Raw genomic sequence first — 13,164 nt, forward strand, 5'->3', positions numbered from 1 at the left:
CCGTGGCGCCCCCCGGGTGAACACCCCCCGGGCAAGCACCCCTCCGGCAAGCAACCCCCGGGCAAGCGGACCACCCCTGATGAGCGGACCCGCCGGGTGAGTACGACTCGCAGAACAGACGGGGGCGAGTAGCTAGGTGAGGAGGGGGCCAGAGATGGACCCTAGAGAAGGGCGCCCTTGATGGCTATCTCGCGGGCGGCGTCCATGTAGGCCATCGCGCCGCTCGACCCAGGGTCGTACGTCATGACCGACTGCCCATAGCTAGGTGCCTCAGACAGACGGACGCTGCGCGGGATGACCGTCTTCAGCACCACCTCGCCGAAGTGGGACCGTACCTCGTCCGCCACCTGTGAAGCCAGCCGCGTACGCCCGTCGTACATGGTCAGCAGAATCGTCGACAACCCCAGCGTCGGGTTCAGGTGCGCCTTGATCAGGTCCACGTTGCGCAGAAGCTGCCCCAGCCCCTCCAGCGCGTAGTACTCGCACTGGATCGGGATCAGCACCTCGTTGGCCGCCACCAGAGCGTTGACGGTCAGCAGTCCCAGCGACGGCGGGCAGTCGATGATGATGTAGTCGAGCTCCACGTCCGTGTAAGCCTCAAGCGCCCGCCGCAGCCGCGCCTCACGGGCCACCAGCGAGACGAGTTCGATCTCCGCCCCGGCCAGGTCGATGGTCGCCGGCGCGCAGTAGAGCCCGGGCATGTCCGGTACGGCCTTCACGACTTCGGACAGCGGCAGATCGTCCACCAGCACCTGGTACACGTCAGGGATGTCGCCGCGGTGCTCGGTCGCCAGGGCGGTCGACGCGTTCCCCTGCGGGTCGAGGTCGACGACCAGGACGCGCAGGCCGTGCATGGACAGCGCCGCGGCCAGGTTCACTGACGTCGTCGTCTTGCCGACCCCGCCCTTCTGGTTGGCCACACCGATGATGCGAGTCTTGGGCGGGCGGGGCCAACCGCCGTCCGGGGAGCCGCTCACGGCTGCGGCTGCCGTCTGGGTCGCAGACGTTTCACGTGAAACCACTGAGCTGAGTGCCTCTCGTACCAGCGGCGAATCGCCGGGGTTAAGGGGGGTCTGGGTCACGATGGCCATCCTTTCAACCAGCGGCGGGGTGGTGCCTGGAATCCGGTCTTGCGACACGCCCAATTCCGGCCAGCCGAGCCCTGCGGGGCTCTCCGGCCCGGGGCCTCCTGGCCAGCCAAGACCACATGACGTGCCCGGCACAACCGTCACCTCTTTCGTCGCCGCCGGCCTCGCTCGGGCGGGCGACCCGCGACCACTCGTACGAGAGTGGCGGGCGGCTCGACCTTACCTTGCCCGACGGTGATGAGTTCGGCTGCCCGCGCCCCCATGGCGCGGAGTTGGGGACCCGCCTCGGCGAGTTCTTCGGCGGCCCGCTCCCCCTTCATCGCGATCAGCTCGCCGTCCTCGCGCAACAGCGGCATCGCCCAGGTGAGCAGGCGGTCGAGCGGGGCGACGGCGCGCGCGCTGGCCACGTCGAACTCACGCTTGCCGGCCAGTTCCTCGGCCCGCCCGCGCAGCACCTCGACATTGTCCAGCTTGAGCACCTCGACACACTCTTCCAGGAACACGGTACGGCGAAGCAGCGGTTCCAGCAGGGTAACCGTGACGTCCTGCCGTACGATCGCCAGGACCAGGCCGGGCAGGCCGGCTCCCGAGCCGATGTCCACCAGTCGCACGTCGGCGGGGACGGCCTCGGCCACCACCGCGCAGTTCAGCAAGTGGCGATCCCAGATGCGCGGCACCTCGCGCGGGCCGAGCAGCCCGCGCACGACGCCGGGCCCGGCCAGCAGCTCCGCGAATGCCTCGGCCCGATCCCAGGCCATTCCGGCGAACACCTCGCGGGCTATCTGCGGTGCGGCGGGCAGCTCGTCGCTCACTGATCGGCGACCTTTCTCATGAAAAATCTGGATATGGGTGATGCGGGGGCGTGAGACAGACGAACGGCCGCCAGCCACGTGCGGGCTGACGGCCGTTCGGCTGAAGTCTCCGCCGTACCTGCGATCAGGCAGGCAGGACCACCACGAAACGGTGGGGCTCCTCGCCCTCGGACTCGCTGCGCAGGCCCGCGGCCGCGACCGCGTCGTGCACGATCTTGCGCTCGAACGGCGTCATCGGGTGCAGGGCCTTGGGCTCGCCGTCGCGCTTGACCCCCTCGGCGATCTCGGTGCCGAGCTTGGTCAGCTCGGCCCTGCGCCGCTCGCGGTACCCGGCCACATCGAGCATCAGCCGGGAACGCTCCCCCGTCTGCCGGTGTACGGCGAGGCGGGTGAGCTCCTGCAGCGCCTCGAGCACCTCACCGGCGGGACCGACCAGATCGGTGCCCTTGACGCCGACCACGGAGACCAGCGCCCGGTCACCCTCGACGTCCATGTCGATGTCGCCGTCGATGTCGGCGATGTCCAGCAAACCCTCGACGTAGTCCGCCGCGATCTCGCCTTCCTGCTCAAGCGCCGCGAGATCGGGAGCCGCAGCCACCGTCTCCTGCTCGGCCTCGGTCATGCCCAGCCTCTCCTTCGTGCTGTTGGACACCTAGGACTTCTTGCTGCCCGTGCGCTTGCTGCGGGGCGGCGGCTTGCTCTGCTGCCGCCGGACGACCTTCGGCTCCGGCGGCGCGGCCGGCGCCTCCTCCTCGGTCTTGCTCTTCGTCACCTTCGAGAGCAGTCCCGGCTTGGGCGCGACGGGGATCGCGTTGCCCTTGGCGTCGAACTCCGGCATCGGGTTACGGCTGTAGAACCAGTGCTGCTGGCCGAGCGTCCACAGGTTGGTGGTCACCCAGTACATGATCAGGCCCAGCGGGAAGTTCAGGCTGAAGAAGGCGAACAGCGGCGAGATGTACATCAGGATCTTCTGCTGCTGCGCCATCGGGTTGTCCGGCATCTGCTGCATCGAGCGGGTGACGCTCTGCCGGACGGTGAGGAACGTGGTCAGCGAGCTGACCGCCACGAAGACGCCAAGGACGATCTTGGTAATCGTGGGGTCGGCGTTCATCTTGATGATGTCGGCCGAGCTGGTGAAGAAGGTCGCGGGCAGCGGGGCGCCGAAGATGTGCGCGGCACGCGCGCTGTCCATCATCTCCTGGGTCATGCCGAACTTCGGCACCGGGCTGCTCGCCATGGCCTGCAGCACGGTGAACATCGAGATGAAGATCGGGAACTGCGCGACGATCGGCAGGCAGCCGCCGAGCGGGTTGGCCCCCGCCCCCTGGTACAGCGCCATGACCTCCTGGTTCATGCGCTGCTTGTCGTTCTTGTAGCGCTTGCGGATCTCCTGGACCTTCGGCCCCAGCTCCTGCATCTTCTTCGACGAGCGCATCTGCTTGAGGAAGAGGGGGAAGATCAGGATCCGCATCAGCACGGTCAGCGTGATGATCGTCAGCGCCCACGTCAGCCCGCTGTCGGGGTTCAGGAAGGTGCTATAGCCCTGGTGAATCCAGGTGATGACTTGCGCGACGGCTGTGTACAACCAATTCAGCCAGGACAGCTCCACCGAGCTAGCTCCCTTGCGTTTCGTGGGACCGGACCGGGCGTGGGGGCACCGGGTCAATACCTCCGGGATGGAATGGGTGGCAACGCCCGATGCGCCGGACGGTCAACCAGATGCCGCGCAAAGCACCGTGTACGGCTATCGCCTCAAGCCCGTACGCGCTGCACGATGGGTAGAAGCGGCAGCGCGGACCCAGCATCGGGCCGATGAAGGCCCGGTAGAACCGGATCGGGGCCATCAGGACCCGAGCGGCGAGGTTCGGCTGCTCCATCATCTATGTCCAACCATCGAGGACGCCTGCCGCCTCAGCAAACGATCCAGCGCGACGTCGAGTTCGGCGGCAAGGCGCTCTGATCGCGCGGACGCGGCCGGTGGATTGGCGCGTACCACAAGCAGGCTACCTCTCGGGAGCCTGGGCAGTCGGTCCCGCATCAGGTGTCGAAGGCGGCGCTTGACCTTGTTGCGCACGACCGCGCCCCCCACCGCTTTGCTCACCACGAACCCGACCAGAGGCGGTTCGTCGGTGGAAACGCGCACGTTGAGGTGCACGACCAGCGTCGGGCGGCCTGCTCGGCCACCCTGCTTGATCGCGAAAGCGAACTCCTCGCCCCGCCGCATGCGGGATTCTCGCGACAGCACGTCATACGCCTATCGCCCGCCGGCAGAAAACGCCGGCGGGCGACCAAGCGGACAGATGTTCGTCAGGCCGACAGCTTCTCGCGACCCTTACGGCGACGGGCGGCCAGGATCGCGCGACCGGCCCGGGTGCGCATACGCAGCCGGAAGCCGTGGGTCTTCGCGCGGCGACGGTTGTTCGGCTGGAAAGTACGCTTGCTCACGAGTGGGCTCCAGGCTTGAAAGTGCGCCCCCACCAGATGCAAGGACGCTTGACACACATGGCTGGCTTGCCATCGGTCGCGAGGCATGCGAAATAGCCGTCACGTGACAAGCCGACCGTCGTACGTTACGGGCCAAGCATGGCCCAGGTCAAACCGGAGAATCTCCGGCCGTGGTTATCCACGAATCCACAGGCTACTTTTCCACCGGCGTTCGCGCGTCCACAGTATGTGCACTCAGGTGCCACTAGGCTGTGGACAACGTCTTGAACACAGATGTGGACATGCCCCTCAGACCCGTCCCCCGCCAGCCGGACGTTTTCCAGAGGGCTGTGCACAGCCTGTGGATCTCCTGTGGAGCCCGTGGGGAGAACGCGCGGACGCCATGCTGTGGACAACGAGGGTCGGCGCGCCACGAGGCGAGCGCCCTGTGTGGATAAACGATCGCGGGGGGCCGCGAGAGGAAGGAGGGGAGCCGAACCATGGAAGGTGTCGACCTCGGCACGGTATGGGCGCGGGCACTGGCCAACTTCCTCAACGAGAGCGTGCCCATCCAGCAGCGGACCTGGCTGTCCATGGTGCGCCCGATCGCCAGGGCCGACGACACGATCGTGCTCGGTGTCCCCAATGACTTCCTCAAGGATCTGATCGAGGGCAAACTGCGGCCACTCGTCGCGCATGCGCTGTCCCAGGAGCTCGGCCGGCCCATGCGGCTGGCCGTGATGATCGACACGACGGCGCCGGACCGCTCGATGTCCGAGCCTCATCCCCAGCCTGTGAATCCCGGTTATCCCCAGGGCCCGGACGGCGCACAGGGTTATGCACAGCCTGCTCCGCCCCAGCACTATCAGCCTTCCGAGGCGCCGCCGTTCTACTCTCCACAGGCTGAGCAGTCTCAGGTGTCCACCGAATATCCACAGCGGCCGTTCACTTATGAACAGGCTCTGCCGTACCAGCCGCCGGTGGAGGTCGTGTCCTCGCCGCAGCCGCCGGCTTCGGCGCCGCCTCAGCCGCAGCCGCCGCAGAACCGGTGGGACGCCAAGGGCGGGAAGCCGAGCGAGCCCGCGAGACTGAACCAGAAGTACACCTTTGAGACCTTTGTCATCGGGTCGAGCAACCGGTTCGCGCACGCGGCGGCGGTGGCGGTGGCCGAGGCTCCGGCGAAGGCGTACAACCCGCTGTTCATCTACGGTGACTCGGGGCTGGGCAAGACGCACCTTCTTCATGCGATCGGGCACTACGCGCAGAGCCTGTACGACGGGGCGCGGGTGCGTTATGTGAGCTCCGAGGAGTTCACCAATGACTTCATCAACAGCATCCGCGACCACAAGGCCGACAGCTTTCGCGGCCGCTACCGGGCGATCGACATCCTGCTTGTGGACGACATCCAGTTCCTGGAGGGCAAGGAGCAGACGCAGGAGGAGTTCTTCCACACCTTCAACACCCTGCACAACGCCAACAAGCAGATCGTCATCTCCAGCGACCGGGCGCCCAAGCAGCTGATCACGCTGGAGGACCGGCTGCGCAACCGGTTCGAGTGGGGCCTGATCACCGACGTCCAGCCGCCCGAGCTGGAGACCCGCATCGCCATCCTCAGGAAGAAGGCGATCCAGGAGGGCCTGGCCGCGCCGCCCGAGGTACTGGAGTACATCGCCAGCCGGATCTCCACCAACATCCGCGAGCTCGAGGGCGCGCTGATCAGGGTGACCGCGTTCGCCAGCCTCAACCGGCAGTCGGTGGACCTGCAGCTCGCCGAGGTGGTACTGAAGGACCTGATCACGTCCGACTCCGGGTCGGAGATCACCATCGCCACGATCATGGCGAAGACCGCCGAGTACTTCGGCATCTCGATCGACGACCTGTGCGGCAGCTCTCGCAGCCGGGCGCTCGTCAACGCCAGGCAGATCGCCATGTACCTGGCCCGGGAGCTGACCGACCTGTCGCTCCCCAAGATCGGTCAGCAGTTCGGCGGCCGTGACCACACCACCGTCATGCACGCCGAGCGCAAGATCCGCTCGCTCATCGCGGAGCGCAGATCGATGTACAACCAGGTCAACGAGCTGACAATGCGTATCAAACAGACCTCCCGCAGTGCATGAGATCTGTACACAGGCTGTGGATAACTCTGTGGACCCAGCTCGAAGGCCGTTTCTGCGGCGATCTGAAGATCAAAAACCGCGAACGCCGCCCACATGGCCTGGGGACAAAGGTGGGGACAACCTGAGGAGAACCTGGGGACTACTCGTGGACAACCTGTGCACGGCCTGTGCACGGCGCCCGAGGGGGGTCACAAAACGGACCCGTACCCCGTGGATAACCGGTGGAAACCCGGTGGATGAACGGTGGATGAAGGCACCTTGATCTGGGGACGGCCTGTGGGCAACGCAACTTCTTCCACAGGCGCCGCAGTTACCCCCAGGCGTCACCCACACCCCACGTGGACAAAAACTGGGGGGTTGAGCTGCGGAAACGCGTGTTGTCCACAGTATCCACACCCCCTAGTGTGATGACCTCTCTTATCTCTAACTAGAAATTCAAAGACCCATAGAGGGGTTCTCCCGGAACTCAGGTGCGGGAGAGTGAAGACTGACAAGCAGCGACGACCACCCTGGAGGCTGATCCCCGTGATGTTCCGGATCGAGCGAGACGTGCTCGCTGAGGCGGTGGCCTGGACGGCACGCAGCCTTCCGGCCCGCCCGTCGGTGCCCGTCCTGGCGGGCATGCGCCTCGAGGTCACCGAGGATCAGCGACTGAAGCTGTCCGGCTTCGACTACGAGGTCTCCGCCGAGGTCACCCTCGAACTGCAGACCGGCGAGGCCGGAGTCGTGCTCGTCTCCGGCAAGCTGCTCGCCGAGATCACCCGCGCGCTTCCCGCACAGCCTGTGGACTTCGTCGTCGAGGGCGCCAAGGCCGTGGTCACCTGTGGCAGCGCGCGATTCACCCTGCTGACCATGCCGGTGGAGGACTACCCGTCGCTGCCGACCATGCCGCCGGCCGCGGGCCGGGTCGGCAGCGACGTGTTCGCCTCGGCGGTCGGCCAGGTCGCCGTCGCCGCGGGCCGGGACGACACGCTGCCGATGCTCACCGGCGTGCGGATGGAGATCGAGGGCGACACCGTGACCCTCGCCGCCACCGACCGCTACCGCCTGGCCGTACGCGAGCTGAAGTGGCAGCCGGGTGAGCCTGACTTCGCGGCGATCGCGATGATCCCCGGCAAGACGCTCGCCGACACCGCCAAGGCGCTCGGCACCACCGGCGCCGAGGTGGAGATCGCGCTCAGCGCCGCGGGCGGGACGGGCGAGGGCATGATCGGGTTCTCCAGTGCGGGCCGCCGTACCACGACGCGCCTGCTCGACCCCGAGTTCCCCAAGTACCGCTCGCTGCTGCCGACCGAGTTCTCCGCCCGCGCGGACCTGGCCACGGGCCCGTTCGTCGAGGCGGTCAAGCGCGTCGCGCTGGTCGCCGAGCGCAACACACCGGTGCGGATGGCGTTCAGGGGCGGCGAGGTCGTGCTGGAGGCCGGCAGCGGCGACGAGGCGCAGGCGGTCGAGGTGCTGCCGGTGGAGTTCGACGGCGACGACATCAACATCGCCTTCAACCACCAGTTCCTGCTGGAGGGCCTGGGCGCGATCGACTCCGACGTCGCCCGCCTGCAGATGACCACCTCGACGAAACCCGCCATCCTCACCGGCGGCAAGCCTGTGGACGACGGGGGCACTCCCGACTACCGTTACCTGATCATGCCCATCCGGCTGTCGAGCTGATCGGTCCATCGGGGAAGATGGAACCCTGACAAGGGGGTAGTCAACATGCAGATCGGCATGGTCGGGCTCGGCAAAATGGGCGGAAACATGGCGGAGCGGCTGCGCCGCGGCGGCCATGACGTGGTCGGGTACGACCGCGATCCGGCCATCAGCGACGTCTCCAGCCTGAAAGAGCTCGTGGAGCGGCTCCAGACGCCTCGTACGGTGTGGGTGATGGTTCCGGCGGGTGATCCGACCCAGAAGACCGTGAACGAGCTGGGCGAGCTGCTCAGCCCCGGCGACCTCGTGATCGACGGCGGCAACTCGCACTATGTGGACGACCAGCGCCACGCCAAGGAGCTCGCGGCCCGCGAGATCGGTTTCGTGGACTGCGGCGTCAGCGGCGGCGTCTGGGGGCTGGAGAACGGCTACGCGCTGATGTGCGGCGGCGACGAGAAGCTCGTCCAGCGCGTCATGCCGATCTTCGAGACGCTCAAGCCCGAAGGCGAGGACGGGTTCGTCCACGCCGGCGAGGCCGGCGCCGGACACTTCGCGAAGATGGTCCACAACGGCATCGAGTACGGCATGATGCAGGCCTTCGCCGAGGGCTGGGAACTGCTCGAGGCCTCCGACATCGTCAAGGACGTGCGCGGCTCGTTCAGCAGCTGGCGCACCGGCACGGTGATCCGCTCCTGGCTGCTGGACCTGATGGTGCGGGCACTCGACGACGACGAGCACCTCGAGGCGCTCCGCGGTTACGCACAGGACTCCGGCGAGGGCAGGTGGACCGTGCAGGCGGCGGTGGACCACGCCGTCCCGCTGCCGGTCATCACCGCCGCGCTGTACGCCAGGTTCGCCTCCCGCCAGGACGACTCCCCCGCGATGAAGGTCGTCGCGGCGCTGCGCAACCAGTTCGGCGGGCACGCGGTCACCTCGACCGAGGGCTCGACCGGCAAGGGGGCCGACTCCCCCGGCGCCGACGTGGCGCCGCCGCGCGAGGCCGAGTGAGACGCCGGTTGTCCACAGGTGTCGGTCAGTGGCCCCAGTGATGTGCGTGGGCCACTAACCTTCGTGGAGTGCATGTCGCCCATCTGTCGCTGACCGACTTCCGGTCCTACGCCGCCGTCGAGCTCGGCCTCGAGCCGGGCGTGACGGCGTTCGTCGGACCGAACGGCCAGGGCAAGACCAACCTGGTCGAGGCGATGGGCTATGTCGCGACCCACTCCAGCCACCGGGTGGCCAACGACGCTCCGCTGGTGCGTCAGGGGGCGACGCGGGCGATCGTGCGCTGCGCCGTCCAGCGCGACGACCGGCGGGCGCTGGTCGAGCTGGAGATCAACCCGGGGCGGGCCAACCGGGCGCGGCTCAACCGCTCCCCCGTGTCCAGGCCGCGTGACGTCATCGGCCTGCTGCGCACGGTGCTGTTCGCGCCTGAGGACCTCGCGCTGGTGAAGGGCGATCCGTCGGAGCGGCGGCGGCTGCTCGACGACCTGCTGGTGGCTCGCGCCCCCCGGTTCGCGGGCGTGCGGGCCGACTACGACCGGGTGCTCAAGCAGCGCAGCGCCCTGCTGCGTACCGCGGCCCAGGCGCGGCGCGGCGGCGGCCGAGGGGCGCGCAGGGCCGAGAGCGAGGCCGCCTTCGCGGCGGCGGGCGCCGGAGACGTGCTGAGCACCCTCGAGGTGTGGGACGCCCACCTCGCCAGGCATGGCGCGGAGCTCCTCCAGGCCAGGCTCGAACTCGTCGAAGCGCTGCGCCCGCTGGTCGCCAGCGCGTACGCTTCACTGGCCCCGACGAGCGCCCCCGCCGAGCTGGCCTATCGCAGCACGTTGTCCACAGGTGGGGACGGCGCGGAGGACGAAGAGGCCGGTGGGAGCGGATCTTCCGGCGTTCAGGCGTTTTCCACAGACCTGGGGAAAACCTTGGAAGCGCGGCTCCGCGAGCGCCTGCTGGAGGTGCGCCAGGCGGAGATCGAACGGGGTGTGACACTGGTCGGCCCGCACCGCGACGACCTCATCCTCGGCCTCGGCGATTTGCCCGCCCGCGGCTACGCCAGCCACGGCGAGTCGTGGTCGTTCGCGCTGGCGCTGCGGCTGGCCGCCTACGACCTGCTCAGGGCCGACGGCGGCGATCCGGTGCTGATCCTCGACGACGTCTTCGCCGAGCTCGACACCCAGCGCAGGCGCCGCCTCGCCGAGATCGTCGCCCCCGCCGAGCAGGTGCTCATCACCGCCGCGGTCCCCGACGACGTGCCGAAGGAACTGGCCGGAGCGCGGTTCGACGTCGCGGGCGGGAGCGTGAGCCGTGTCTGTTGACGACAACCCGACCGCCAGGGGCGCGGCCATGGCGCGGGAGAAACTCGCGCAGGCCAAGGCGGACGCCGCCAAACGCGGCCAGCTCCCGCGCAGCGAGCCGCGCCGCAGGGCGGCGGGCCCCAGGCGCGACGCCGGAGATCCCCAGCTTTTCGGACGAGCCATCATGGATCTGCTGGCCACCAGGGGGTGGGAGCGCTCGGCCGCGGTCGGCGGGGTGTTCGGCCGCTGGCCGGAGATCGTCGGCGGCGACCTCGCCGCGCACACCCGGCCGGAGAGTTTCGAGGACGGGGAGGTCCTCATCTCGGCCGATTCGACCGCGTGGGCGACCCAGGTGCGGTTGCTCGCCCGCACGCTCATCCGCCGGCTCAACGAGGAGCTGGGCGACGGGACGGTCAAGAAAGTCAAGGTCAGAGGCCCGCAGAACGGGCCGCGGCATACCGGAGGGCTGCGCGTCACCGGAAGCAGAGGGCCTGGGGACACCTACGGCTAGCCATACGGCACGAAAATCGATCAGAGAGCGCCAGAGACGATGAGCCTCGTTCTCGTGGGGGGGCCTTTGAACGGGGGGAAAACGAGCGACAGGCCATCACAGGCGCGTTCAATGCCCCCTTGGGCTCTCGGAACCGGTAGAATGAAAGCGGATTCCGGACACGTCCGTTTGCGTGTCACCCCCGGCACGTAAGCCGACTCCCCTGGGTGACCATCGCATCGGGGCACTCACGACGGTGACGGGCACGGCAGGGGCAGCTGGCAAGTGTCGCCTCCCCCGCCGCGTGTCCGCGGCAGGAGGATTTCGCACTTGTCCTACGACGCTAGCTCAATCACCGTACTCGAAGGGCTTGAGGCGGTTCGCAAGCGCCCGGGTATGTATATCGGCTCGACCGGTGAGCGCGGTCTGCACCATCTCGTCTACGAGATCGTCGACAACGCGGTCGACGAGGCCCTCGCGGGTCACAACGACCGCATCGACGTCACACTGCTCGCCGACGGCGGCGTCCGCGTCGTCGACCACGGCCGAGGCATCCCTGTCGGCATGCACCCCGTCGAGAAGCGCCCCGCCATCGAGCTGGTCTTCACGACGCTGCACGCGGGCGGCAAGTTCGACGGCAAGTCCTACGCCGTCTCCGGCGGCCTGCACGGCGTCGGCGCCTCCGTGGTCAACGCGCTGTCGCGCAGGCTGGACGTCGAGGTCCGCCGCGACGGCCACGTCTGGCGGCAGTCCTACGACACGGCCAAGCCCACCGGGCCGCTGCAGCAGGGCGAGGCGACCGACGAGACCGGCTCCACCATCGCCTTCTGGCCCGACGACACGATCTTCGAGACCGTGCAGTGGAGCTTCGAGACGCTCTCCCGCCGGTTCCAGGAGATGGCCTTCCTCAACAAGGGCCTGACCATCACCCTGACCGACGAGCGGCCCGACCACATCAACGGCGAGCCCGTCGTCGTGACCTACTGCTACCAGGGCGGTCTGGCCGACTTCGTCACCCACCTCAACTCCAAGAAGGAGCCGGCGCACGCGTCGGTCATCGACTTCGAGGAGCACGGTGACGGCATCTCGGTCGAGATCGCGATGCAGTGGAACAACTCCTACTCGGAGTCGGTCTACACCTTCGCCAACACGATCAACACCGCCGAGGGTGGCACCCACGAGGAGGGCTTTCGCGCGGCGCTGACCTCGATCGTCAACCGCTACGCGCGCGAGCAGAAGTTCCTCAAGGAGGGCAAGGACGACAACCTCGCCGGTGAGGACGTCCGCGAGGGCCTGACCGCGATCATCTCGATCAAGCTGGCCGACCCGCAGTTCGAGGGCCAGACCAAGACGAAGCTGGGCAACACCGAGGCCAAGTCGTTCGTGCAGAAGGCCTGTAACGACCACCTGCGCGACTGGTTCGAGCGCAACCCCGGCGAGGCCAAGGACATCATCAACAAGTCCCTGCAGGCCTCCAGGGCCCGTATGGCGGCCCGCCAGGCGCGCGACCTGACCCGGCGCAAGTCGCTGCTGGAGTCCGGCAGCGGCCTGCCCGGCAAGCTGGCCGACTGCCAGTGGAACGAGCCGGACAAGTGCGAGCTGTTCATCGTCGAGGGAAACTCGGCCGGCGGCTCGGCCAAGGGCGGCCGTGACTCGCGCTTCCAGGCGATCCTGCCGATCCGCGGCAAGATCCTCAACGTGGAGAAGGCGCGGATCGACAAGGTCCTGCAGAACATCGAGGTCCAGTCGCTGATCACCGCGATGGGCACCGGTGTGCACGACGAGTTCGACATCAGCAAGCTGCGCTACAACAAGCTGATCCTGATGGCCGACGCCGACGTCGACGGGCAGCACATCACCACGCTGCTGCTGACGCTGCTGTTCAGGTTCATGCGCCCGCTGATCGAAGGCGGCCACGTCTACCTGTCGCAGCCCCCGCTCTACAAGATCAAGTGGGATCGCAAGGGTGAGGACGCGTCCTACGCCTACTCCGACCGCGAGCGTGACGCGGTCATCGAGGACGGCATCGCCCGCGGCAAGCGCGACCCGCGCGCGCACGACGGCGTCCAGCGGTTCAAGGGTCTCGGCGAGATGAACGCCAACCAGCTCTGGGAGACCACGATGAACCCCGCGTCGCGCATCCTGCTACAGGCCACGCTCGACGACGCCGCCCAGGCCGACGAGATGTTCAGCGTGCTCATGGGCGAGGACGTCGAGGCACGTCGGTCGTTCATCATCCGCAATGCACGAGATGTCCGCTTCCTGGACGTGTAGCGACAGCCGTACCGAGAAAAAGGA

Annotated in this window: 12 protein-coding genes and 1 pseudogene; 6 read left to right on the forward strand and 7 right to left on the reverse strand. The window is 67.8% G+C overall.

Annotated features, from left to right (window positions below; all coding sequences use genetic code 11):
- Positions 1-161: 161 nt before the first annotated feature.
- The 7 genes from ABZ911_RS18680 to rpmH form a co-directional block, all read right to left on the reverse strand.
- Positions 162-1,091, reverse strand: a complete 930-nt coding sequence (locus tag ABZ911_RS18680; protein ID WP_358056726.1) for a ParA family protein — start codon at positions 1,089-1,091, stop codon at positions 162-164.
- 137 nt (positions 1,092-1,228) lie between these two features.
- A complete protein-coding gene (rsmG, locus tag ABZ911_RS18685) occupies positions 1,229-1,846 on the reverse strand; it encodes a 16S rRNA (guanine(527)-N(7))-methyltransferase RsmG (RefSeq protein ID WP_358056894.1) in 618 nt (205 codons plus the stop codon).
- A gap of 178 nt (positions 1,847-2,024) precedes the next feature.
- Positions 2,025-2,522, reverse strand: a complete 498-nt coding sequence (locus tag ABZ911_RS18690; RefSeq protein WP_358056896.1) for a R3H domain-containing nucleic acid-binding protein — start codon at positions 2,520-2,522, stop codon at positions 2,025-2,027.
- Positions 2,523-2,552: 30 nt separating this feature from the next.
- Positions 2,553-3,485 (reverse strand): membrane protein insertase YidC, encoded by a 933-nt coding sequence (gene yidC, locus ABZ911_RS18695; RefSeq protein ID WP_358056728.1) that lies wholly within the window; start codon positions 3,483-3,485, stop codon positions 2,553-2,555.
- Between the two features lie 28 nt (positions 3,486-3,513).
- Positions 3,514-3,780: a membrane protein insertion efficiency factor YidD gene (gene yidD, locus ABZ911_RS18700; RefSeq protein ID WP_358056730.1), complete on the reverse strand. Its 267-nt coding sequence runs from the start codon at positions 3,778-3,780 to the stop codon at positions 3,514-3,516.
- Positions 3,777-4,124 carry a ribonuclease P protein component gene (rnpA, locus tag ABZ911_RS18705; protein WP_358056732.1) on the reverse strand — a complete coding sequence of 116 codons (348 nt, stop codon included), beginning with the start codon at positions 4,122-4,124 and terminating at the stop codon, positions 3,777-3,779. The genes yidD and rnpA overlap by 4 nt, the downstream gene beginning before the upstream one ends.
- Before the next feature lie 83 nt (positions 4,125-4,207).
- Positions 4,208-4,345: a 50S ribosomal protein L34 gene (rpmH, locus tag ABZ911_RS18710; RefSeq protein WP_043614899.1), complete on the reverse strand. Its 138-nt coding sequence runs from the start codon at positions 4,343-4,345 to the stop codon at positions 4,208-4,210.
- Between the two features lie 479 nt (positions 4,346-4,824).
- Between rpmH and dnaA the strand changes: the two genes are divergently transcribed.
- The 6 genes and pseudogenes from dnaA (at position 4,825) to gyrB (ending at position 13,140) form a co-directional block, all read left to right on the forward strand.
- Positions 4,825-6,441: a chromosomal replication initiator protein DnaA gene (gene dnaA / locus ABZ911_RS18715; RefSeq protein ID WP_358056734.1), complete on the forward strand. Its 1,617-nt coding sequence runs from the start codon at positions 4,825-4,827 to the stop codon at positions 6,439-6,441.
- Between the two features lie 525 nt (positions 6,442-6,966).
- Complete coding sequence (gene dnaN / locus ABZ911_RS18720; RefSeq protein ID WP_358056898.1) at positions 6,967-8,106, forward strand: DNA polymerase III subunit beta; 1,140 nt, start codon at positions 6,967-6,969, stop codon at positions 8,104-8,106.
- A gap of 18 nt (positions 8,107-8,124) precedes the next feature.
- A pseudogene (gene gnd / locus ABZ911_RS18725) lies at positions 8,125-9,093 on the forward strand (phosphogluconate dehydrogenase (NAD(+)-dependent, decarboxylating)); the annotation flags it as partial.
- A 68-nt stretch (positions 9,094-9,161) separates the two neighbouring features.
- Complete coding sequence (gene recF / locus ABZ911_RS18730) at positions 9,162-10,397, forward strand: DNA replication/repair protein RecF (RefSeq protein ID WP_358056736.1); 1,236 nt, start codon at positions 9,162-9,164, stop codon at positions 10,395-10,397.
- Entirely contained in the window at positions 10,387-10,887 is a 501-nt protein-coding gene (locus tag ABZ911_RS18735) for a DciA family protein (protein ID WP_358056738.1), read from the forward strand. The genes recF and ABZ911_RS18735 overlap by 11 nt, the downstream gene beginning before the upstream one ends.
- Before the next feature lie 309 nt (positions 10,888-11,196).
- On the forward strand, positions 11,197-13,140 hold the full coding sequence (gene gyrB, locus ABZ911_RS18740; RefSeq protein ID WP_358056740.1) for a DNA topoisomerase (ATP-hydrolyzing) subunit B: 1,944 nt from the start codon (positions 11,197-11,199) through the stop codon (positions 13,138-13,140).
- Positions 13,141-13,164: the final 24 nt, after the last annotated feature.

This window comes from Nonomuraea sp. NPDC046570, assembly GCF_040645915.1.
Lineage (GTDB): Bacteria > Actinomycetota > Actinomycetes > Streptosporangiales > Streptosporangiaceae > Nonomuraea.

Excerpts from the sequence above, each read along its gene's own strand:
- ABZ911_RS18680 (WP_358056726.1), bottom strand. The coding sequence starts at position 1,091 with ATGGCCATCGTGACCCAGACCCCCCTTAACCCCGGCGATTCGCCGCTG.
- rsmG (WP_358056894.1), bottom strand. The coding sequence starts at position 1,846 with ATGGCCTGGGATCGGGCCGAGGCATTCGCGGAGCTGCTGGCCGGGCCC.
- ABZ911_RS18690 (WP_358056896.1), bottom strand. The coding sequence starts at position 2,522 with ATGACCGAGGCCGAGCAGGAGACGGTGGCTGCGGCTCCCGATCTCGCG.
- yidD (WP_358056730.1), bottom strand. The coding sequence starts at position 3,780 with ATGATGGAGCAGCCGAACCTCGCCGCTCGGGTCCTGATGGCCCCGATC.
- rnpA (WP_358056732.1), bottom strand. The coding sequence starts at position 4,124 with ATGCGGCGGGGCGAGGAGTTCGCTTTCGCGATCAAGCAGGGTGGCCGA.
- dnaA (WP_358056734.1), top strand. The coding sequence starts at position 4,825 with ATGGAAGGTGTCGACCTCGGCACGGTATGGGCGCGGGCACTGGCCAAC.